Below are 22675 nucleotides of genomic sequence, written 5' to 3' on the forward strand. Positions count from 1 at the left end.
CCGGTCGACGTCGCAAGTAAGGGCGGAAGTGGGCAGGCACAGGAAACCGGATCCCGAAGACTCGGCAGGCCGGGAAGTCGGGGAACAGCGGACCGAACGCTTCGGCCACCTCGGCGACCATCCGGAAACCAAGGGCGCCGGCTTTGACCGTCCTGACTACGAGGACCGTCCTGACTACGAGGACCGTCCTGACTACTCGGACCACTCGGAGCGCGAACCCGAGTTCCAGTCCGACGCCGGATCGGTCCCTCCCCGCTCGGGTCCCCAGCACAGCGGGGACTGGGAGGGCGGCGAGTGGACCGGCAGCCATCGTGCCGTGACCGCAGGCCGGCGCGGTGTCAGCGTTGGAGTCATCGCCGCCCTCGTCGCGGTCGTCGTCCTCGTCGGCGCCGTCATCCTGTGGCGTTTCTTCGGGGACGCGCTGTCCGACCGCAGCGATCAAGCCGCTGCGCGCTGCGTGGACGGCGAACTCGCCGTCGCGGTGGTCGCCGACCCGGCCATCGCCGAGCACATCCAGTCGCTGGCCGGCCGGTACAACGACACCGCCGCCCCGGTCGCCGACCGATGCGTCAAGATCGGCGTCAAACCAGCCGAATCCGACCAGGTGGTCAACGGGTTCGTCGGAACCTGGCCCGCCGAACTCGGCGATCGGCCGGCCCTGTGGATCCCGGGTAGTTCGGTGTCCGCCGCCCGGCTCGAGGCCTCCGCGGGTGCGCAGACGACCATCGACAGCCGTTCACTGGTCACCTCGCCCGTGGTGCTGGCCGTGCGTCCCGAACTGAAAAATGCTCTCGCACAACAGAACTGGTCGACTCTGCCGAACCTGCAGGCCAACCCGACCTCGTTGGAGGAGCTGAACCTTCGCGGCTGGGGTGCCCTGCGGCTGGCGCTGCCGCTGAGCGGCGACAGCGACGCGTCGTATCTCGCCGCGGAGGCGGTCGCGGCGGCTTCGGCGCCCGCCGGGGCACCGGCGAGCGAGGGTACCCGGGCGGTGAACACGCTGGTGGCGGGTCAACCGAAGCTGGCCGACAAGAAGACATCGACCGCGTTGGACGCGCTGGTCAAAGCGTCGGATCCGGCCGCCGCACCGGTACACGCCGTCGCCATCACCGAACAGCAGCTCTACCAGCGCACTGCCGGTCTAACGGACGGCGCCAAGGTGGTCGCCTCATGGCTGCCACCGGGTCCGGCGGCCGTCGCCGACTTTCCCACCGTGCTGCTGTCGGGCGACTGGCTGTCGCAGGAACAGAAGAGCGCCGCCAGCGAGTTCGCTCGTTTCATGCGTAAGCCCGAGCAGCTCGCCGAGCTGGCCGAGGCCGGTTTCCGCACGGAGGGCGGTACGCCGCCGGAGAGCGACGTCGTCGACTTCGGGCCCGTGCCGGCTCCGTTATCGGTCGGCGACAACGACCTGAGGGCGATGCTGGCCAATGCGCTGACGACCCCGGCGGCCAACCCGGCGGTGACGATCATGCTCGACCAGTCGATGCCGGCCGACGAGGGCGGTCGGTCCCGGCTCGAGAACGTGGTGGTCGCGCTCAACGCCCGGCTGCAGGTCTTGCCGGCGTCGTCGGCGGTGGGGCTGTGGACGTTCGATGGCACGGCGGGCCGCTCAGAGGTCAGCACCGGCCCGCTGAGCGACCAGCTCAACGGGCAACCGCGGTCGGCGGCGCTGACGTCGGCGCTGGACGGACAGTCCGCGTCCGGCGGCGGTGCGGTGTCGTTCACCACGCTGCGGCTGGTATACACCGAGGCGATGGCCAATTACCGTGACAGCCAGCAGAATTCGATCCTGGTGATCACCACCGGCCCGCACACCGACCAGAGCCTGGATGGCGAGGGGCTGCAGCAGTACATCCGCGGTGCGTTCGACGAGGCCAACCCGGTGGCCGTCAACGTCATCGATTTCGGCGCCGATTCCGACCGGGCGACCTGGGAGGCCGTCGCGGAGATCAGCGGCGGCAGCTACCAGAACCTGGAAAGCTCGGATTCCCCCGAGTTGAACTCGGCGCTCGCGACGCTGTTGCGGTAACACGACATTACTGTCTTTCGAGGATGAACGCCTCGATTCGCCGGTCGCCGGCCCACTGCTCTTCCTTGGCGAGTCCGGGATAGAGTCCGACGCCGTTCGCCCAGATCTCGTCGCGCTCACCGGGTGTGGCGAGCCGGGCGGCGGCATCCCAGGTGTCGCCGTCGAGCGTGACCCCCGCCACCGGGTTGGCCTTAAGGTTGTAGTACCAGCCCGGGTGTTTCGCGTCGCCGTAGTTCGCGGCGACGATCGCCACGCCGTCGGGGTGCGGGATACCCAGAAGCGCTACCGTTCGTGGCTTTCCGGACTTGGCGCCGGTGGTGGTGAGGACGACGGTCGGCAGCCCGGCGGCGAGCCCCGCGAAGCTGTACTTTCCCCCGCTGAGCCGACTGACAAGCCGGTCGAGGTGATGCGCCGTTGGCCGGAACACCACCCGTCCCGCCTTCGTGCCGGCCAGCGCCCGCATCGCGCGATGAAAGGCGCTCGCGTCGTCGAAAGACCGGGTCGGCATGGCGTAATTGTCACCCGACCGGTCCCCCGCTGATGGGGTTTCCGAGCGCCGAGTGGTTGTTGACGCCTCATCTCGGCGTTCGTGTACACAACCGCACGCTCGGCGCAGAACGGCTTAGCCGAATGCCTCGACCGGCGGGCAGGAGCACACCAGGTTGCGGTCGCCGTACGCGCCGTCGATGCGACGCACCGGCGGCCACACCTTGGGGCGGAAGTTCTTGCCCAGTGGATAGGCCGCCTCCTCGCGGGTGTACGCGTACGTCCAGTCGTCCACCAGTAGGCACTCCGCGGTGTGCGGCGCCCCGCGCAGTGGGCTGTCGTCGACGGACCACGTACCGTCGCCGACCTTGTCGATCTCACCACGGATCGCGATCATCGCCTCGCAGAACGCGTCGACCTCGGCGAGGCTCTCGCTCTCTGTCGGCTCGACCATCAGCGTGCCCGCGACCGGAAAGCTCATGGTGGGCGCGTGAAATCCGTAGTCCACCAACCGCTTTGCCACATCATCGACGGTCACGCCGGTTTCTTTGGTGATCGTGCGCAGATCGAGGATGCACTCGTGGGCGACCATGCCGTTCTCGCCGGTGTAGAGCACCGGGTAGTACTCGTCGAGGCGGCGTGCGATGTAGTTGGCCGAAGCGATCGCGGTCAACGACGCCGCGCGCAGCCCCTGGGGGCCCATCATCCGGATGTACATCCAGGTGATCGGCAGAATCGACGCCGAGCCGTACGGCGCCGCCGACACCGTGTGCTCCTCCGGCAATTCGTCGGCCAGCGGGTGGCCGGGCAGGTACGGCGCCAGATGGGCGCGGACGGCGACCGGTCCGACACCCGGCCCGCCGCCGCCGTGCGGGATGCAGAACGTCTTGTGCAGGTTGAGGTGGCTGACGTCGCCGCCGAACCGGCCGGGCCGCGCCAGGCCGACGAGCGCGTTGAGGTTCGCGCCGTCGACGTACACCTGGCCGCCGACGTCGTGCACGGCCGCGCAGATGTCGGCGATGTCGTGCTCGTAGACGCCGTGCGTGGACGGATAGGTGATCATCAACGCCGACAACCGATCCGCGTGCTCGGTCACCTTCGCGCGCAGGTCACCGAGATCGACGTCGCCGTTAGCACGGCACGCCACCACCACGACCCGCATGCCGGCCAGCGCCGCCGATGCGGCATTGGTGCCGTGCGCACTCGACGGGATCAAGCAGATGTCACGATCGGGCTCCCCACGCTCGGCGTGATACGCCTTGATGGCCAGCAGGCCCGCGTACTCGCCCTGTGAACCGGCGTTGGGCTGCAGCGACACTGCGTCGTAGCCGGTGATGTCGGTCAGCCACTTCTCCAGGTCGCCGATCAGCTTGCGCAACCCCGGTGTGTCGGAGGTCGGCCCGAACGGGTGCTGGCGGCTGAACTCCGGCCAGGTGATCGGCTCCATCTCGGCCGCCGCGTTGAGCTTCATCGTGCAGGATCCGAGCGGAATCATGCTGCGGTCCAACGCGATATCCTTGTCGGCCAGCGACCGCAGGTAGCGCATTATCTCGGTTTCGGTGCGGTAGCGCGTGAACGCGGGATGGGTCAGGAATTCCGACGTCCGCATCGCGATGCGGGGCCCGTCGAACTCGGAATCCGACGGGGCCGCTCCAAACGCCGCAAGCACCGCCCCGACGTTTGCGGCGGTGGTGGCCTCGTCGCAGGACACCGAGACATGATCGTCGTCGACCACCCAGACGTTGACGCCACGCGCCTTGGCGGCGTCGCGGACCTCGGCGGCTCGGCCCGGCACCCGCGCACGCACCGTGTCGAAGAACGCGCGGTGCACGATCTCCACCCCGGCCGAGGTCAACCCCTCCGCCAGCGTCCGGGCGCGTTCGTGCACGCGGCGTGCGATCCCGGTCAGGCCGTCGGCGCCGTGGTAGCTCGCGTACATCGCGGCCATCACCGCCAGCAGCACCTGCGCGGTGCAGATGTTGCTCGTCGCCTTGTCGCGGCGGATGTGCTGTTCGCGGGTTTGCAGCGCCAACCGGTAGGCCGGGGCGCCGTCGGCGTCGAGCGACACACCCACCAGCCGGCCCGGCAGTTGCCGTGCGTGCTTGGCGTGCACGGCCAGGTAACCCGCGTGGGGTCCGCCGAAACCCATTGGCACACCGAATCTCTGGGTGCTGCCGAACGCGACGTCGGCCCCGATCTCGCCGGGCGGGGTGAGCAGCGTCAACGCGAGCAGATCGGCGCCGACCGCGACGAGCGCACCCCGCTCATGGGCTTGCGCGGCCAGGTCGCTCCAATCGACGACGGCGCCGCCGGCCCCCGGTAGTTGGGTGATGACGCCGAAGAACTCACCGTCGGGCAGACCCCTGGTGAGGTCTGCGGTGACGATCTCGATGCCGAGCGGCTCGGCGCGGGTGGCCAGCACCGCTGCGGTCTGCCGATACAGATCGGCGTCCACTGCCAACCGGTTCGACGGCCCGCGCACGGCCCGGTGCATCAGGGTCATCGCCTCGGCGGCGGCGGTGCCCTCGTCGAGCATGGAGGCGTTGGCGACCTCGAGGGCCGTCAGATCGGTCACCATGGTCTGGAAGTTGAGCAGCGCTTCGAGCCGGCCTTGGCTGATCTCCGGCTGATACGGCGTGTAGGCCGTGTACCACGCGGGGTTCTCGAGGATGTTGCGGCGCAGCACCGGTGGGGTCAACGTGTCGAAGTAGCCCTGGCCGATCATCGACACGGCCACGGTGTTCGTACCGGCGAGCGCATGCAGTTCGGTGAGCGCCTCCTCCTCGGTGGCGGCAGGGGGCAGTTGGTCCAGACCGGGCGCGAGACCGTCGGCCGACAGCGCGTCGAAGATGCCCGACGGCAGCGCCATTTCGGCGAGTTCGTCGAGTGTGGAGACGCCGATGGTCTTCAGCATGGCCGCGACGGCATCCGCGTCCGGTCCGATGTGGCGGTCGGCGAAATCGGGCTGGTGGTGATGGAACACTCGGGCTACTCCAGACGCGTGCAGGCAGAAACCGGCGGGTTCCTCCCCCTCTGTCGTCGACCCGGTGCGGGCGCCTGAGAGATTCGGCGATCGCGACGGTGCGAGGATCGCTTTTCCCCATGGGCGGGCGAGTGGTCCCAGGCGAACCCGACGGGACTGTTCACCGCTTTCCAGAGGCATCGGGGTCCTGCGCGGTCCGGGTGCCTGAGAGGTTGACGGAGAGGTGTTGCTCCTTCGGCGTCCGTGACTGGCCGCCACGAAACTCTCCCGCACAAGCGCGATGCGTTGACGAGTTTACCGTTGTCGGGTGCCGCCTGCGACCAAGACCACGCCGAGCCGTGAGGGGTTCAGCCGATCTTGCGGTCGCGGTGCTTTCGTCGCGAGGCCAGCTCGTCCTCCGGGGCGGCGATCGACTCGCCGCCGTCGGCCCGCTCCCCGGGGAAGTCGGCGATCGCACCGGTCAGCTCCCTCATCGCGCCCGACACGGCGATGCCGAACACACCCTGACCGCCCTGCAGCAGGTCGACCACCTCTTCGGCCGATGTGCACTCGTAGACCGTGGTGCCGTCGGAGAACAGGGTGATGTTGGCCAGATCGCGAACTCCGCGCTGGCGCAGATGGTCGACGGCGACGCGGATGTTGTGCAGTGAAATGCCGGTGTCCAGCAGGCGCTTCACGATCTTGAGAACCAGGATGTCCTTGAACGAGTACAGCCGTTGGCTGCCCGAGCCGGCCGCGCCGCGGATCGACGGCACGACGAGCGACGTGCGTGCCCAGTAGTCCAGCTGCCGGTAGGTGATGCCCGCGATCTGGCAGGCGCTCGGTCCGCGATAGCCGACAAGCTCGTCGGGAACGGAGTCGTCGGGGAAGAGTCCCGCCTGCACGGGTTCTGCTGTCGGCTCCAAGGTGCTCGTCAGTTCTGAATCCGCGGGGCCGCTGGCAGCAGTGAGGTCGAGCTGCTCCTGACGTGGCGTGTCTCCCACTTGTCGATTCCTCTCGCTGATCGAACCCGCGTCTGTGACCTGCGTGGGGCGCACATTTGCCAAGCCCGAGTGTGTCGAGCATACGCTTCTGGCCGTGCCTACGGCCGCCCATCAGTGGTCCGGCTCCCAAAGTATGGCTGCCCAATTCGCCGATCGAGAAACCACGCCCCGCGTGTCGAGGCGACGAGACGTTTCCGTGACAAACCCGAATCGCGAGGGGCCCGCACGCCCGCCGAGGCTATGTCGCCTTGAAGTCGTCGGGTGAGACGCTGTCGAGAAACTCCTTGAACTTCTCCACCTCGTCCTCGCGCACCGCACCTGCGGCTTCGTCGTCGTTCTCGTCGGGAATGATCAGGCCGGCCTCCGCCAGCACCGCCTCCTCGACGTAGATGGGCACGCCCACCCGCAGCGCAATCGCCACCGAGTCCGAGGGCCGCGCCGACACCTTGATGTCGCGGTCGAAGATCAGGTCCGCGTAGAAGGTGCCCTCCTGCAGGTCGACGATTCGCACCTCTTTGAGCGAATGACCAAGCGCGGCAATGACATCTCGGATCAGGTCGTGCGTCAGCGGACGCGCCGGCTCGACCCCCTGCTGTTCGAGTGCGATCGCCGCCGCCTCGGACTGCCCGATCCAGATCGGCAGATATCGGTCGCCGTTCGACTCCCTCAGCAGCAGCACCGGCTGGTTCTGCGGCTGCTCCACGCGAATGCCGACCACACGAACCTCACCCATCTGTGTCTGCCCTCCGCACCGAAGAAGCCAGCCTAATCGCCATCGCCTCGAGTCTAATCCTCAGCGATCCAGTACGTCGCGCACAGCCGACTTGATCAGCGATGTATGCAACGTGATCGCCAGTGCCGCGACCTCACGCGCCAAGTCGTCGGCTCGGTCGCGCGCGCCGGCCTTGTTCGCCTTGACTATCGGCCCGGCGATTTGGGCGATCAGATCGGATTGCCGGTCGGCCGCCGACCGGAAGGCACGCAGATGTCGTGGCTCGACACCGTAGTCCGCCAGCGCACGCGCACACTGCGCGATCACCACGGAATGCTCGTCGAAGAATCCGCCGGGACCCGTGTTGATCACCCCGGCCTTCACGAGCGCGCCCAGCAGGTCGTCTTCGACACCGGAGCGGGCCAGCAGATCCTCCCGGGACAACCGCACCTGCGTCGGCGCCACCGCCGACACGCCCGCTACGTTGTCGGCGCCATCGGCGGAGACCGACACCAAACGTGGGACGCCGTAGACGGATCCGTTCTGGGGCAACTCACCGTCGGGTTGCGCGTCGAGCTGCGCCTTGATCACTTTCAACGGCAGATACTGGTCGCGCTGGGCGGTGAGGATGAACCGTAGCCGCGCGCAGTCGTAGGCGGTGAACCGCCGATAACCCGACGCCGTGCGCTGCGGGGTGACCAGGCCTTCGGCCTCCAGGAACCGGATCTTGGAAATGGTCACGTCCGGGAAGTCCGGTCGCAGCAGATCCAGGACCGCTCCGATCGACATCCCAGTGAGCGCGGGAGTGTCGGGGGCGCCCATCGTTACTCTTCGCGCAAGCGCTCATCGGCCATTAGCCGGCCTGACCGCTGTCGTCGCTCTTCGGGCCGGTGAGGAACACCAGGCGGAACTTGCCGATCTGCACCTCGTCGCCGTTGGCGAGCACCGCCGAATCCACCGGCTCGCGGTTGACGTAGGTGCCGTTCAGGCTGCCGACATCCACCACCTGGAACTCGCCGCCTTCGAGCCGGAACTCGGCGTGCCTGCGGCTCACCGTGACGTCGTCGAGGAAGATGTCGCTGTCGGGATGCCGACCGGCCGACGTGGTGGGCTGGTCGAGCAGGAACCGGGAACCCGCATTCGGACCGCGCTTGACGACCAGCAGCGCTGAGCCGGCAGGCAGGCCCTCGACGCCCGAGACGGCACCCTCTGTGCCCGCCGCCGCCGGGGCGTCCAGTTCGTTGAGGAAGTCGGCGCGGAAGACCGATGTAGTTTCCACGGTGACTTCGTCAGACGTCTGGTCGGTCCCAGAATTCTGGTCGTTTTCCGTCACCCGCTGCTCCTAACTGGCTGCTGTGGCGATACCGCGTCTGATGTCGACCGTACCGCGCAGTGGACGTAATTGTGCCCACCACCGCCGGATCGGCCCTAGTTGGCGTCCGCTCTGCAGAACCCTAACAACCCGTCATTCGGTCACCGTGTCGCGGTAGCCCTCGGCATCAAGAAGCCCGGGCAACCCGTCGTCCAGCAAAGCGGCGTCGGCCTGCAACTCGACCAGCCAACCCTCGCCGTAGGGATCGGAGTTCACCAGCTGCGGGTTGCCCTCGAGATCCCCGTTCACCGCAACCACTTTCGCGGTGACGGGGGCATAGAGATCCGACACCGACTTGGTGGACTCCACCTCCCCGAACGACTCGCCGGCGGTCACCTCGGCGCCGACGTCGGGCAGTTGGACGAAAACGACGTCACCGAGCGCCGACTGGGCGTAGTCGGTGATGCCGACCCGCACGGTGTCGTCACCGGTGCGCAGCACCCACTCGTGTTCGGTGGTGTAGCGCAGGTCGGCTGGGATTTCGCTCACGGCGCTCCTCGTTCTTCAGCGGTTCGGCCCGGTTGGCGTGACCGTTATTTGACTGGCTGAGCGTATTGGCGCTGTTTCGGTTGCCGCAAGGCGGTCACGTCGACGCGATCGGACTGCTGCACCTCCATGACGCCACCGACCCGTTCGACGCTGTCCATGGCGCCGCCGGGAATGGTCATCGCGGCGGCGAGGGTGGGTGGATCACCAATGGCGAGAACCGAATACGGCGGATTCACGGTTACGTTGTCGATCACCAGGGCTCCCGGGTTGCCGACCACCCAGGTGTCGACTCCGACGCGCACCGCGGGTTGTTGGTCGGCTCCCCCGCCGCGGATCTCCATCGCCTCGGCGCCCGCGTTGCGCAACTCGTTGATCACGTCGAGCAGAGCCTCGGCCGGGACGCCGGGCGCGCTGTCGGTGATGGTCAGCGTGACGCCGGGCCCCGTCGCAGGCACGGTGCCGATCAGGATGGACAGGGCGGCCAGCCGGGCCTGCGCGTTCTCGATGGCGGCCTGGTCGCTGCTGCCGGACGCCTCCAACTGCGCCAGGGTCCGCTGCAGATCACTCACCTCGGTGTTCAGTGCCGCCTCCCGTTGCTGAAGCGAGTCCAGCAACACCAGCAGATCGGCGGGCCGGGCGGTCTCCAGCGCATCACCCGACTCGTTCTGCCGCACCTGGGTCACGATCGCCACGCCGAGCAGAACACACAGCAGCACCGCCAGCGCCCCGAACACCACCTGCGAGCGGCCCCGTCGCGCCACACCGGCCAGGCCGCCGGCCCGCAGGTCGCCGATCCGCGGCGCCGGCTCGTCGGGGGGCAATTCGTGGCGGCCGCCCCCGCGGGCGGGGCGATCACCTGCGTGGTCGGGCTCCGAGTGCTGCGGTGTGTGGTCACTCATGGGTCATGCCTCGACTCGCCCTGATCATGCGCCGAACAGCCTGCGCCGCAACGCAGCTGCGTTGCCGAAGATCCGGATCCCGAGCACGACGATGATCGCCGTCGACAACTGCGTACCGACCCCCAGTTGGTCGCCGACGTAGACGATCAACGCGGCGACCAACACGTTGAACACGAACGACACCACGAACACTTTCGAGTCGAAGATGCGCTCGAGATACGCGCGCAGCCCGCCGAAGACGGCATCCAGAGCGGCGACGACCGCGATCGGCAGGTACGGCTGGACGAACTCGGGTACGTCGGGGTGAAACACCAGGCCGAGCACGATGCCGACGACAAGTGCGGCGATTCCGATCATGTGTCTGATCTCATCTTTCTCTACCGCCCAATCTCCCTGGCGAAATTGATTTCTCGGACCGAGCCGGCGGGAAGTTCGAGCGCCTCACCGGCGCTCACGCTGACGCCCACACCGTAGGAGGCTTCCAGCAGCCGAAGGCGCAGCAGTCCGGGACTGCGGTCGAACACGCCCTGCATCGCATGTGGCGGTCCGATTGCGAGGACGACGTATGGGCTGCTGATCGGTTGATTGTCGACCAGAATGCCGCCGCCCGCCTGCCGCACCGTCACATTGGGCCCGATTCGCACACCGCCCACCGACAGCGCTTCGGCGCCGCTGACCCACAGCGAGTTCACCACCAGTTGAAGATCGCGGTCGAGGATCACCTGCCGGCTGCCCGGCACCCGCTCCTTGGACACATCGCTGAGGTTGGCCGACGCACCCGGATCGGTGACGGTGATCGTCAGGCCGGGTCCGATCACCGGTGTGGCCGCCGCGGCGAAGTCCGCCTCATCGAGTCGCTGGAGCAGTCGCTGACCGCGTGCGTCGCCCTCGAGGCGGCTGCGCCGTTCTCCGTCGACCTCGGCGGCCAGTGCGTTCCTGCGGGCCGCGGCGGCGGCGGTCTCGGCCTCGGCCGTCCGCACGGTGCCGGCGAGCACCTGCTGCGTCTCACGGACGCCAGGGGCGGTCGCGCGTGCCTGGGCCACCGCGGCGGCGAACACCACCACCAACAGCAGCGCACCCGCCAGTTGCCAGGCCCATGCCCGCCACCTGGGCCGCACCTGTCCGGCGGCCTTGGCCTCGGCGGCCGCCGCGTACCCGGGGTCGAGGTGCTCGGTCAGCAAGGACCGCAGCAGCGACGGCACCGGGATCTTCGTCGGCCTGTTCGCCTCGTGGGCGTTGCGGCCCGCTTCCGGGTCGTAGCCACCGAGTGTCTTGCGGAAGCTCTGGGTCATCGCGACACCTTCGGCAACTTCCGCACCACCATGCCGACCTGGATCAGGTACAGCAGGCCGGACCACAGGTACATCGCCAGACCCCAGCTCAAGAAACCCCACCCGATGGCCAGCACCACCCGGCTCCACGTCGCGTCCCACTGCCCCAACAGGATCAGCGGCAGCCCGGACATCAACGCGAACGTGGCGGCCTTACCGATGTAGGTGACCGGTAGCGCGGTCAGGCCGCGGCTGCGCAGCAGCGGCAGCGTCGCGGCCAGCACGGCGTCGCGGCCGATCAAGGCCAGCACGATCCACCACGGCAGCGAGCCCTGCAGCGCCAGTGCGATCGGAATGGTGACCATGTAGATGCGGTCGACGGCGGGGTCGAGCAACTCCCCCAGCCGAGACGACTGGTTGTCGACCAGCCGCGCGATCTTGCCGTCGGCCCAGTCGGAGAACCCGCTGAACATCAGCACGGCCACCGCCCACCCGTTGGCGTGCGCCACGAGCAGCAGCCAGAGGAAGACCGGCACCAGCACCAGGCGTAACACGCTGAGCATGTTGGGCACCGTGAGCACCCGGTCGCGGGCCTGGCCCGCCTGCTCCGGCGGCGAAGGCACCCGGCCATGCGCCTCGGTCATGGGCTAAACCTAGCGGAACACACCCGGCAGGCTCAGCGCCGACAGCGAGTCGTCGGCCAGCGGGTTGTCGTGCACCATGTACGTCCACGTCGACGTCGGACGGGCGAGCTTGGAGAGGTCGACCCCGGGCTCGTCCTCGATCGACGGCGCGGTCTCGAACGTCTGCTGCGCGGCCTCGATCGCATCGGCGGCCAGCGAGGCGAACGCGTCGACGGCCATCCGGTGGAACTCGTCGATCGGCGTCTGGTTGCCCAGCGCCCGCAGGTGGATGCTCTCGCGGATATCGGCCAGATACGCCAGATGGTCGGCCCAGCCGCGATCGAGGTGGTAGAGCATGATCAGCCGACAGATCCGCTCCAGTTTCTCCTCGCCGAGCTGCTCGACGACCTCTTCGTAGCGTTTCGGAGACAGCTCGGCGAGCTCCTCGCGCGCGGTCGGCGTGCGTAACAAGGTGTTTCGGCGTTCGACGATGATCGCGCGCTGCTGGGCGATCAGCTGGTTGTAGCGCCAGTTGTTGGCGTGAATGTCGAGCATCCGGCCTTCGGCGATGCGCTGCGCGTGATCGAGCAGGCTGGCCGCCTTGTGGCCGACGACGCGTCCGTCCTCGTCGGTCTCCATCGGCAGCTTGCCGGCGTCGAGATGCGCGACGACCACGTCGTCTTCCCAGCTCGAGAAGAACACCGACGAGCCGGGGTCGCCCTGGCGCCCCGCGCGACCGCGCAGTTGGTTGTCCAGGCGCTCGGTGTGGTGGCGGCCGGTGCCGATGACGTGCAGGCCGCCGAGTTCGGCGACCTGATCATGATCGGCCTCGTCAGAGCCGCCGAGGCGGATATCGGTACCCCGGCCGGCCATCTGGGTGGATACCGTGACGCTGCCCAGCTTGCCGGCCTCGGCGATCACCGCGGCCTCTTCGGCGTCGTTCTTGGCGTTGAGCACCACCGCCGGGACACCCGCCTTGACGAGTTTTTCGTGTAGCTCTTCGGATTCGGCCACGTCGCGCGTGCCGACCAGCACCGGCTGCCGCGTCTGGTGAATCTCCTTGACGTGTTCGACGATCGCGTCGTTCTTGGCCGCCGCGGTGGCATACACGCGGTCGGTCTCGTCCTGGCGGATGTTCGGCTTGTTGGGTTCGATCGGCGATACGCCCAGCTTGTAGAACTGACGCAGCTGCTCGCCGGCCGCCAGCGCGGTGCCGGTCATGCCGCACACCGTCTGATAGCGATTGATCAGCGCCTGCACCGTGATGGTGTCGAGCACCTCGCCGGTTTCGGTGGTCTCGATGCCCTCCTTGGCCTCGACGGCGGCCTGCAGCCCGTCGGGCCAGCGCTGCAGTTGGGCGATGCGGCCGCGGGAGGCGTTGATCAGGTGTACGGCGTCGTCGCGGACGATGTAGTGCACGTCGCGCTGCAGCAGCACGTGTGCGTGCAGCGCCACGTTGATCTCGGTCAGCGTGCTCGCGACGTGCTCCTCGGAGTACAGGTCGATGCCGCCGAGCTTGGCCTCCATCTTCTGTGCACCGACTTCGGTTAGGTGCACGTTGCGGCTGTCGGTGTCGGTGTCGTAGTCGACGCCGGGGGTCAGCTCGCCGACCAGCCGGATGATCTCGACCTTCGGGGTCTCGCGGTGCGTGGTGCCCGCCAGCACCAGCGGCACCAGCGCTTCGTCGACGAGCACCGAGTCGGCCTCGTCGATCAGCGCCACGTCCGGGTTCGGCGACACGAGGTCGGCGACGTCGGTGACCAACTGGTCCCGCAGCACGTCGAACCCCACCTCGTTCACCGAGGCGTAGGTGACGTTGCATTTGTAGGCGGCGCGGCGCTCCTCGGCCGTCGAACTCTCGGTGATCCAGCCGACGGTCAGGCCGAGCGCCTCCAGCAGCGGGCCCATCCACTCGGCGTCGCGGCGCGCCAGGTAGTCGTTGATCGTGATGACGTGAACGCGCCGCCCGCCCAGCGCGTACCCGGCCGCAGCAATCGCACCGGACAGCGTCTTGCCTTCACCGGTGGCCATCTCGACGACGTCGCCGGCGAGCATCCGCAATGCGCCGAGAAGCTGGACCTCAAAGGGGCGCAACGTGGTTGTGCGCTCGGCGGCCTCTTTGGCGATGGCCAGGAACTGCGGGATGTCGGGGGACTCGGAGAGGTCGTCGAGGTTCAGCAGTTGGGCGGCCTTGAGCAGTTGTTCGTCGTCGAGGCCCGCGGCTTTCTCGTCGAACTCCGCCGAGGCGCGCACCTGCGCCATCGACTGCGCCTGGTCCCGGTCGGTGCTGGCACCGAGCAACCGCCAGAACTTACTGCTGACACGACCTGAAGTGCGGGTCTTCGTCTTCGCCACACCGCTACGGTACGCGTCCCCTCTGGTCCCCTTTTTCCGCGAGCGTGCGTGTCGGCTCCGCGACACGCCGCTATTCGGCAGCAGTCCGCGCACGTTCGCGCTCGGGTGAGTGTGCGTAAGTCGACGTGCAGGGCGTCGGATCGGCCAGGTTCGTGAACAGCATGACGTCGCCCCGGTCCAGCGCGGCTCGCACAGCAGCGGCGGGCCGTTACCGTTCACGCGGTGGTCCCGCGGGTGCGAAGACCGGCCCGATGCACGACACCCGGGGATGCCGTTGCACGCCAACGGGTACGGCGGGGTCTGCGGCGCTACCCCGACGATGCCCGAGTCCTGCCCAAGCGACAGCAGCAACGCGTCGCCCGGGAACTCGGTCTTCGGCGTTCTAGACCGGTCCGGCGACGCCTCGAGCTCCTCGGCAGACCCTCCAGGCTCGTGTCGATGTCGAACGCGCCGACAGGTTTCGTCGCGGTCGCCCGACGGCGAAGGTGCGCAATATGGTGAATTTGCGCGGGGTGTCGTGCGCAAGCACGCACGCTCGCGCAAGAGGGCTCGCGCAAGAGGGCTCGCGCAAGAGGGCTCGCGCAAGAGGGCTCGCGCAAGAGGGCTCGCGCAAGAGGTCTTACGCAAGGTTGCTGCGGCGCGGATAGGCCACCGTCGGATCGGTCAGCACGTTGACCACCGCGGGCAGCCCCGCCGAGAAGGCGCGCTCCAGCGCGGGCCGCAACTCGGCGGGCGTCGACACCAACTCGCCGTGCCCGCCCAGAGCCGTCACCACCTTGTCGTAGCGGGTGCCCGGCCGCAGTTCGGCCACCACGGAATAGCCGTAGATCGCCTCCATCGGATGTTTCTCCAGCGCCCAGATGCCGTTGTTGCCGATCACCGACACCACCTGAATCCCGTGTCGCACCAAGGTATCCCACTCCATACCGGAGAACCCGAATGCGCCGTCGCCCTGCAGCAGCACGACCTGCCGGTCCGGCCGGGCCAGCTTGGCCGCCAGGGCGTAACCGGGACCTGAACCCAGGCAGCCGAACGGGCCGCTGTCGAGCCAGGCGCCCGGCACGTAGCTGTCGATGACGCGGCCGGCGTAGGAGCCGAAGTCGCCGGCGTCGATCACCACGATCGCATCGCGGTCGAGCAGCGTGCTGAGCTCGGCGTACACCCGCATCGGGTGCAGCGGCGTACGGTCGTCGCGCAGTTCATCGGCCTCCGCGGTGCGCGCCGCGGTCTCCACGGCCCGCAACTCGGCGATCCAGGCTTCATGGTCGGGTGCGCCGGCCGTCGCCAGGGCGGACAAGGTGGCGGTGATATCGCCGTACAAACCGGCCGCGACCGGTCGCGGATGCGGTCGCTCGGGTGCCACGCGATCGACGGCGATCAGCGCGGTCTCGGCTCCGAACACCGCTCCGAATCCGAGCCGGAAGTCCATCGGCACACCGATCACCAGCGCAACGTCTGCCTGCTTCAACGCCTTCGACCGGGCACGCGAGAACGCGAGCTGATGATCGGCGGGCACGGCGCCGCGGGCCATCCCGTTCATCAGAACCGGGATGCGCAGCGACTCCGCCAGGCTCAGCAGCGCGGTCTCGGCGTGACCCCACCAGACGTTGGTTCCCGCCATGATGACCGGCCGCCGCGCCCTTGTCAGCACTCGCATCGCGGCGTCCACCGCTTCGCCCTCGGCGGGCACAACGGTGGCAGGCTGGCTCAGCGCTCCCGGCGCAGCGGTGTCGATGGCCTCACCGAACACGTGGTCCATCGGGAAGTCCACGAAGGAGACCCCCGACGACGTTCCGGCCGCCCCGACCGCGGCCAGCAGCGCGTCGTCGATCACCTTCCCGACGGCGTCCGGTGTCTCGGCTGTGGCGGCGAACCGGGTCAGCGGCGCGACGAACGGAATGTGGTCTATTTCCTGCAGGCTGCCCTGCCCCCACCGCAACGCCGGCGCCCGGCCGCCCAGGATCACCAGCGGCGACTGGTTCTGCTGCGCGGCGGCCATGGCGCTCATGCCGTTGGTCACGCCCGGCCCGGCCGTCAACGCCGCCACACCCGGGATCCGAGTCACCTTCGACCAACCCTCGGCCGCGAATGCGGCGGTCTGCTCGTGGCGGGTGTCGATCAACCGGATGTCCTCCGCCCGGCAGCCGTCGTAGATGGAGAACAGGTGGCCACCGGACAGTGTGAAGATCGTGTCGATCCCGCTGGCTCGTAGCCGCCGGGCGATGAGGTGTCCCGCATTCACCGCGGCTGGGACCGGGGCGTCGGTGCTCATGGTGGCAGCTTAATCAGACGTGCCGGAACGCTCGGGCTGGTCACCGCCGGTGGAGCCGCCGCAATACGCGAAAGGCTCTGACGCTCAAGCCCGCCGAGGAGCTTGTGCTGCGACGCATCTTCGAAGGGTCGACACCGACGCCCCCTGCGTTGCGTCGACATCTACACCAGGGGCGCGATCCGGCGACGGCCACAGCCCTTACGCAGAAATCGGCGAGCGATGCGGGGGCGCGTGCGCTGATTCGCGAGCTGAGCCCTTTGAAGGGCCGCGAAAAGGTTGTCGCGGTACCTTGCCGGAGTGGATGAGGGAATGTTCGCCCCGACGCTGGACTGGGGCAACGAACTGTGGACGTCGCTGATCTGGATTGCCAGAGGCTGGGCGATCGCGGCGGTGTGCACGCTGGTCATCTTGGTGCTCATCGCCAGGTTCACGACCTGGGGACGCCAGTTCTGGCGGATCACCAGCGACTATTTCAAGGGCGCGGAAAGCCTCAAGGTCTGGGTGTGGCTGGGGGCGCTGCTGCTGTCGGTGGTCGTGGGAGTTCGCCTGACCGTGCTCTTCACCTATCAGGGCAGCGACATGATGACCAGCTTCCAGGTCATCGCGTCCGGCCTGGGGACCGGTGACGATGCCATCAGGGAGTCCGGCCAGGACGGGTTCTGGCTGTCGATGAGGGTCTTCACGTTGCTGGCCACCCTGTACGTGGCGCGGATCATGCTCGACCTGTTCATGACGCAGAGGTTCATGCTGGCCTGGCGGGTCTGGCTCACCGACCGGCTCACCGGTGACTGGCTCAACGGCAAGGCGTACTACCGCAGTCGGTTCATCGACGACACGATCGACAACCCAGACCAGCGGATCCAGCAGGACGTCGACATCTTCACCGCCGGCGTCGGCCCGCTGCCGAACACGCCGAACAACACCTCGACTGCCACACTTCTCTTCGGTGCCGTCAACGCGATCGCCTCGATGATCTCGTTCACCGCGATCCTGTGGACTCTGTCGGGACCGGTGACGCTGCCCTTCATCGGCTACGAGCTGCCCAAGGCGATGTTCTGGATCGGCATCGTCTACATCCTGTTCGCCACCGTGGTCGCGTTCTGGATCGGCAGGCCCATCATCACGTTGGCGTTTGACAACGAGAAGTTCAACGCCGTCTTCCGGTATGCGCTGGTGCGACTGCGCGACGCCGCCGAGGCGGTGGCCTTCTACCGCGGTGAGCTCGCCGAAAGGACGGGTTTGCGAACGAGATTCAGGCCGATCGTCGAGAACTACAAGAAGTACGTGAACCGGATGGCCGGCTTCCTCGGCTGGAACCTCTCGATCTCGCAAGCTCAGGAGCTCATCCCGTACATCGTGCAGTTCTCGCGGTTCTCCAACGGTGAGATCACGCTCGGCCAGCTGTCGCAGACGGCGAGCGCGTTCCGCGAGATTCTCACCGGGCTGTCGTTCTTCCGCAATGCTTACGACAACTTCGCCGGCTACCGCGCCGCGATCATCCGTCTCCACGGGCTTGTCGTCGCAAACGAGGAGGGCCGGGCATTGCCGGAACTCCAACGGATGGGCAATACCGATGGCACCGTCACGGTCGACGACGTGGAGGTGCGCACGCCCGACGGCAAGCGGCTGCTGAACTCCCTGGACCTGCGCCTGGAGTCCGGCGACACGCTGATCGTCACCGGGTCGTCCGGGAGCGGCAAGACCACGCTGCTGCGCAGCCTGGCCCAGCTGTGGCCCTACGCGACGGGATCGCTGTCTTGCCCCGACGGGGATAACGCAACGATGTTCCTGTCCCAGCTGCCCTATGTCCCGCTCGGCGACCTGCGCGCGGTCGTCTCCTACCCCAACGAGCTCGGGTCCATCGACGACGAGAAGCTCAATGACATGCTGCGCAGAGTGGCGCTGCCGCATCTCGTCGACCGCCTCGACGAGGTCGACGACTGGGCCAAGGTGCTCTCCCCCGGCGAACAGCAACGCGTCGCGTTCGCGCGGATCCTGCTGACCAAACCCAAGGCGGTGTTCCTCGACGAGTCGACGTCCGCGCTCGACGAGGGTCTGGAGTTCATGCTCTACCAGTTGGTGCGCACCGAGTTGCCGGACACCATCCTGGTCAGCGTGAGCCACCGCAGCACCGTCGAGCAGCACCACACCCGTGAGCTCGAGTTGCTCGGCGACGGCGAGTGGCGGTTGGGCCGTGTCGAGGGCGACGAGCCGGCACGCGTCTAACGCGCTGCGGCGTGTGCGCCTGGGCGCCTGGCTGCGTGTCTCCCCGCCCGCCGCCCGAAGAACGACCCTTCGCCGAGTTGGGTTCCGCTGGCGTAGCCCTTGCCGTCCTGAGCGATGTTCGACGCGCACGCGCCGGCCGCGTACAGGCCGGGGACGACGGAACCGTCCTCCCGCAACACCTCGCCGTCGATCGACACCGCCAGCCCGCCCATGGTGAAACCGGAGTACATCGCCCGGCCCAGAGACAAATCAAACGCCGCGAACGGACCGGTCTCCTGGGCGGCGACGTATTCGGGCTGTTTGTGAAAGTCCGGATCCTCACCACGGGCGGCGAACTCGTTGTAGCGGTTGAGCGTGGCGACCAGGTTGCCCTGCGGAATGCCAAGCGCCACTTCCATTTCCTCGACGGTCTCCCATCCGTCGATGAACTTGATCAACGGCATCTCGGGCATCTCCATGTGCGCCTCGTCCACCACCAGATAGGCCGTCTGCTCCGGCTGCTCGAGCACGAAAGCCGATGTGCGCGAATGGTATGAGTCTTCGGCGACGAACCGCTTGCCGTCCTTGTTGACGATCACCCCGGTCAGCAGGATCTCCGGCGGATACGCGGCGGCGGTGATGAACAACTGGTCCATGTTCCTGGCGACTCCGCCCGCGGAGATACCCATGCGGATGCCCAGCCCGTCGTCATTCGGGTTGCCCAGGATGTAGGGCTCCACTTCGCCGTGGTGCTTCGTACGCCTCCTGTGGCCAAGGGCCGGGGTGAACTCGGCGACCATGTCGGGATTCATCGCGAAACCGCCCGCGGCGATGATCACCGCCTTGGCCTTGATCGCGCCCGTCTCGCCGAAGCGCTTCCAGCGCACGCCGACCACCGACCCGTCCTCGACGACCAGGTTGGTCACCCCGGTCTCATAGCGGATCGCCACACCCAGTTCCGTCGCGCGCTTCACCAGCAGGTCGATGACCATCGCGGCGCCGCCGAGTTCGCCCGGCACAGGGACCGAATGCCCGCGGGGGGCCGGCTTGGCTTGTTCGCAGAACGGCCACACCTTCTCGTTGCCGGTATACGACAGGCCCTCGGTGCCCGGCGGCACGACGACTTTGCCCGGGTAGTAGCTGCGCTCGAACTGAAAGCCCAAGCCCTCCAACCAGTTGAAGTGCTCGACGCTGCCCTCGCAGTAGGCGCGGATCTTGTCGTGTTCGGGTTCATGCGACACCGCGACCAGGTAGGAGTACATCTCCTCGGCGCTGTCGTCGTGACCGGTGGCCTGCTGCACCGCGGTGCCGCCGCCCAGATAGAAATGCCCGCCGGCCATCGAGGTCGTCCCGCCCGCGTCGGCCGCCTTCTCCAGCACCAACACCCGCGCCCCGGCGGCGGCGGCGCTGACAGCCGCGCATCCCCCGGCGATGCCGAAGCCGATCACCAGGACGTCGACCTCGTCGGACCATGACGAGACAGCCGCGGCGCTGATGGTGTCGGGAACGTCCGTGCTCACTGCTGCTCCTGCTTGATGTGGGCGAAGAACGCCCTGATCTCGTCGGGCAGGTAGGCGATCTCCAGGTAGGGGAGGCCGGTGGCCGCGACGTACGCGAACTCCATACCGCCCGGCATCACACCGCGCTGCACCGCCACGGCTTCGCGTTCTGCCAGTGCCGCCTCGACGTCGTCGACCTCGATGCAGATGTGATGCATACCGGGACCGGCGGTGTCGAGGAAATCCGTGTAGATGTTGCGCCCGGTCACCGGGGCGATCAGCTCCAACTGGGTGTCGCCGGCGTAGCTGAGCGAGATGCTCGCGACGAAGTCCGCGGGCTCACCGCGGTAGGTGCACGCATCCGGCGCGAAGTGGACGTCGGGCATGCGCACCCACTTCTTGGCCCCCAGCAATGTGGTGAGCGACTGCTCGGTGGCGTCGAGGTCCCGCGTCACCCACGCGATCTGGACAGGTGTCTGGGCAAGCATCGCGTCGAGGATATCCGCGGCCGGCCCGATTGGCCAGAACGCCATCCGTCGACCTGCGCCGTCGACCGCGTGGAGCCTCCGGTAGCACCTCGCGCGAACGAGGCAAAGCCGTTGTCGCGCAAACCCTTCAAATGCGGTGAGACCACGGGTTGGATGAGGGCGGTCGAGACATCACGCCTAAGGCAGCGAAACCCCGCCCACGCTCGCCGACGCGGCGGAGATGACGTCCTCGCTCGCCTGCTGCCGCGCCGTCTGCCAGGACACCGCGGCCGGATAGCGGCCCCAGGTGCTGTTGAACATGCCGATCAGGACCGCCCTGTTGTCGGGGGTGATCACATACACCGGACCGCCGGAGTCGCCCTTCTGGCTGACGACGCCGTTGGCCATCGTGAACCAGCCGTTGTTGACCGCCTCGACGTTGCCGCAGCTCTCACCGGTCACCACGCCGAAATGGCACACCGGCTGTCCGGCCGTCGGCACGATGCCGGGATCCGACACCAGCACCTTGCCGCCGGGCAGGATGTTGTTGATCACGACGTCGGGGGCCAGCGCGATCGCTTCCCAGTCCGCGATCTGGTGGTTGGTGTCGACGGTCGCACCGTTCGGGGTGTTGTCGCGATACACCGTCTGCATCCCGATGAGGTTGCCGTTCCGGTCCCGGACCGGCCCACTGCCTCGGCAGTGCCCCGCGGTGAACGCAATCCGCGTCGAAGGATCGACGTAGCCCAGGGTGCACACGTTGGTGTCCTGCTGGATCTCCATGCCGGGGTGGACAACCACACCCGGGGTCGCCTGCGCGGGTGCGGAGCCGAGCGCAAGCGCGGTGATCGGCGCGGCCAGACCCGCCAGCACCCGGTTCCAGTGTCGGCGCACCGCCGCCTCCGCTCGTCGAGCCAATGTTTAGTTCGGGTCCTGCGTGTTGCGGGCCGCTGTACCCGGCCGGAGATGCGGCAAACACCGCCCGACCGGGGGCGACCTCCACGATGGCCCCGTAACAAGCCCATCGGTCAAGGTCACAGAGACGTTACGCCCCGGTCGCACTTCCGGCACGAAACCGCGATGAATCGAAAGTGAGGCCGCAAGAACCGCTGCGGGGCGGGCCGGCCGGTCGAGCGCCGACTCAGGCGCTGACCGCAGCCGATTTCTGGGCAACGAGGCGACGTTTGGCGGGTTCCCAGCCGGGTGGGCCGAAGATGTAGCCCAGTTTGTCGCGCCACCGCGACGCCTGCCGCACGTCGCGGGCGATCGCCACGTACTCGTGCGTCTGCAGTTTCCAGATGTTGAAGGTGTCGACCTGCTTGGTCAACCCGTAGTGCGGACGCACGGTCTCTGCCTGGAAGCTGCCGAAGAGGCGGTCCCACAGGATGAAAATACCGCCGTAGTTCTTGTCCAGGTACTGCTGGTCCATACCGTGATGCACCCGGTGGTGCGACGGCGTGTTGAGCACGAATTCGAATGGCGCCCAGAGCTTTCCGATGCGTTCGGTGTGAATCCAGAACTGGTAGATCAGGTTGATCGAGAAGCTGGCGAAGACGATCCACGGTGGCACGCCGAACAGCGGAAGCAGTGCGCGCAGAAACACATCGCCGCTGATGTTCCACTTCTGCCGCAGCGCGGTGGCGAAGTTGAAGTACTGGCTGGAATGGTGCGCCTGATGGGTTGCCCAGATTAGCCGAACCCGGTGCGCTATGCGGTGATAGACGTAGTAGAGCAGGTCCACCCCGACGATCGCGATCACCCACGTGTACCAGGCGTCGGCCGCCAACTGCCACGGCGCGACGTAGACGTACAACGCCGCGTAGCCGAGCAGCGCGAGGAAGTTCATGACACCGCTCGTGCCGATCGAGACCACGCCCATCCAGATGCTCGCCCAGGCATCCGACCGCTGATACGCCCCTGCCGGTGCTCGCTCGGCCTCCACGTATGCCAGCCGCTGGGCGGCGGTCCACTCGATGACCAGCAGCAACAGGAAGAACGGCACCGCGAACATCACGGGGTCGTGCATCAAC

At 67.6% G+C, this 22675-nt stretch carries 19 protein-coding genes and 1 riboswitch; of the genes, 2 read left to right on the forward strand and 17 right to left on the reverse strand.

Features of this window, described 5'->3' with window-relative positions; translation table 11 throughout:
- The first annotated feature begins 28 nt into the window (after positions 1-28).
- Entirely contained in the window at positions 29-2029 is a 2001-nt protein-coding gene (locus QGN32_RS23920) for a substrate-binding domain-containing protein (RefSeq protein ID WP_326546624.1), read from the forward strand.
- A 7-nt stretch (positions 2030-2036) separates the two neighbouring features.
- Here the strand turns inward: QGN32_RS23920 and QGN32_RS23925 are convergent, their stop codons facing one another.
- From QGN32_RS23925 to QGN32_RS23985, 13 genes are all read right to left on the reverse strand, one after another.
- Positions 2037-2537 (reverse strand): nitroreductase family deazaflavin-dependent oxidoreductase, encoded by a 501-nt coding sequence (locus tag QGN32_RS23925; RefSeq protein ID WP_326546625.1) that lies wholly within the window; start codon positions 2535-2537, stop codon positions 2037-2039.
- Positions 2538-2651: 114 nt separating this feature from the next.
- A complete protein-coding gene (gcvP, locus tag QGN32_RS23930) occupies positions 2652-5498 on the reverse strand; it encodes an aminomethyl-transferring glycine dehydrogenase (protein ID WP_326546626.1) in 2847 nt (948 codons plus the stop codon).
- Between the two features lie 182 nt (positions 5499-5680).
- Positions 5681-5778, reverse strand: a riboswitch (glycine riboswitch).
- Positions 5779-5845: 67 nt separating this feature from the next.
- The gene (locus QGN32_RS23935; protein WP_326546627.1) at positions 5846-6481 is read right to left on the reverse strand and encodes a MerR family transcriptional regulator; all 636 of its coding nucleotides are present in this window, start codon (positions 6479-6481) and stop codon (positions 5846-5848) included.
- 238 nt (positions 6482-6719) lie between these two features.
- The gene (locus tag QGN32_RS23940; protein WP_059098552.1) at positions 6720-7214 is read right to left on the reverse strand and encodes a bifunctional nuclease family protein; all 495 of its coding nucleotides are present in this window, start codon (positions 7212-7214) and stop codon (positions 6720-6722) included.
- 60 nt (positions 7215-7274) lie between these two features.
- On the reverse strand, positions 7275-8015 hold the full coding sequence (gene ftsR, locus QGN32_RS23945; protein ID WP_326546628.1) for a transcriptional regulator FtsR: 741 nt from the start codon (positions 8013-8015) through the stop codon (positions 7275-7277).
- Between the two features lie 31 nt (positions 8016-8046).
- Positions 8047-8526, reverse strand: a complete 480-nt coding sequence (gene garA / locus QGN32_RS23950) for a glycogen accumulation regulator GarA (RefSeq protein WP_326546629.1) — start codon at positions 8524-8526, stop codon at positions 8047-8049.
- Between the two features lie 132 nt (positions 8527-8658).
- Positions 8659-9054: a glycine cleavage system protein GcvH gene (gcvH, locus tag QGN32_RS23955; protein WP_326546630.1), complete on the reverse strand. Its 396-nt coding sequence runs from the start codon at positions 9052-9054 to the stop codon at positions 8659-8661.
- 44 nt (positions 9055-9098) lie between these two features.
- Complete coding sequence (locus tag QGN32_RS23960) at positions 9099-9953, reverse strand: DUF881 domain-containing protein (RefSeq protein WP_326546631.1); 855 nt, start codon at positions 9951-9953, stop codon at positions 9099-9101.
- Between the two features lie 24 nt (positions 9954-9977).
- On the reverse strand, positions 9978-10310 hold the full coding sequence (locus QGN32_RS23965) for a small basic family protein (RefSeq protein WP_068147896.1): 333 nt from the start codon (positions 10308-10310) through the stop codon (positions 9978-9980).
- A 20-nt stretch (positions 10311-10330) separates the two neighbouring features.
- Positions 10331-11245 carry a DUF881 domain-containing protein gene (locus QGN32_RS23970; RefSeq protein ID WP_326546632.1) on the reverse strand — a complete coding sequence of 305 codons (915 nt, stop codon included), beginning with the start codon at positions 11243-11245 and terminating at the stop codon, positions 10331-10333.
- On the reverse strand, positions 11242-11868 hold the full coding sequence (locus QGN32_RS23975) for a CDP-alcohol phosphatidyltransferase family protein (protein WP_326546633.1): 627 nt from the start codon (positions 11866-11868) through the stop codon (positions 11242-11244). Before QGN32_RS23975 ends, QGN32_RS23970 begins: the two co-directional genes overlap by 4 nt.
- Positions 11869-11877: 9 nt before the next feature.
- On the reverse strand, positions 11878-14202 hold the full coding sequence (gene secA2 / locus QGN32_RS23980; protein ID WP_326546634.1) for an accessory Sec system translocase SecA2: 2325 nt from the start codon (positions 14200-14202) through the stop codon (positions 11878-11880).
- Between the two features lie 619 nt (positions 14203-14821).
- Entirely contained in the window at positions 14822-16474 is a 1653-nt protein-coding gene (locus QGN32_RS23985) for an acetolactate synthase (protein WP_326546635.1), read from the reverse strand.
- 309 nt (positions 16475-16783) lie between these two features.
- On the opposite strand from QGN32_RS23985, the gene QGN32_RS23990 reads away from it, so the two are divergent.
- Positions 16784-18700 (forward strand): ABC transporter ATP-binding protein/permease, encoded by a 1917-nt coding sequence (locus tag QGN32_RS23990; RefSeq protein ID WP_326549235.1) that lies wholly within the window; start codon positions 16784-16786, stop codon positions 18698-18700.
- On the opposite strand, the gene QGN32_RS23995 is transcribed toward QGN32_RS23990, so the two are convergent.
- From QGN32_RS23995 to QGN32_RS24010, 4 genes are all read right to left on the reverse strand, one after another.
- On the reverse strand, positions 18697-20199 hold the full coding sequence (locus tag QGN32_RS23995; protein ID WP_326546636.1) for an FAD-binding protein: 1503 nt from the start codon (positions 20197-20199) through the stop codon (positions 18697-18699). The genes QGN32_RS23990 and QGN32_RS23995 overlap by 4 nt on opposite strands.
- On the reverse strand, positions 20196-20666 hold the full coding sequence (locus tag QGN32_RS24000; RefSeq protein WP_326549236.1) for a VOC family protein: 471 nt from the start codon (positions 20664-20666) through the stop codon (positions 20196-20198). Before QGN32_RS24000 ends, QGN32_RS23995 begins: the two co-directional genes overlap by 4 nt.
- Before the next feature lie 177 nt (positions 20667-20843).
- Positions 20844-21539, reverse strand: coding sequence for an Rv1815 family serine proteinase (locus QGN32_RS24005; protein ID WP_326546637.1), 696 nt, complete (start codon positions 21537-21539; stop codon positions 20844-20846).
- 247 nt (positions 21540-21786) lie between these two features.
- Positions 21787-22671: a sterol desaturase family protein gene (locus QGN32_RS24010; RefSeq protein ID WP_326549237.1), complete on the reverse strand. Its 885-nt coding sequence runs from the start codon at positions 22669-22671 to the stop codon at positions 21787-21789.
- Positions 22672-22675 lie beyond the last annotated feature (4 nt).

Source organism: Mycolicibacterium sp. ND9-15 (genome assembly GCF_035918395.1).
In the GTDB taxonomy this organism is placed as follows: domain Bacteria; phylum Actinomycetota; class Actinomycetes; order Mycobacteriales; family Mycobacteriaceae; genus Mycobacterium.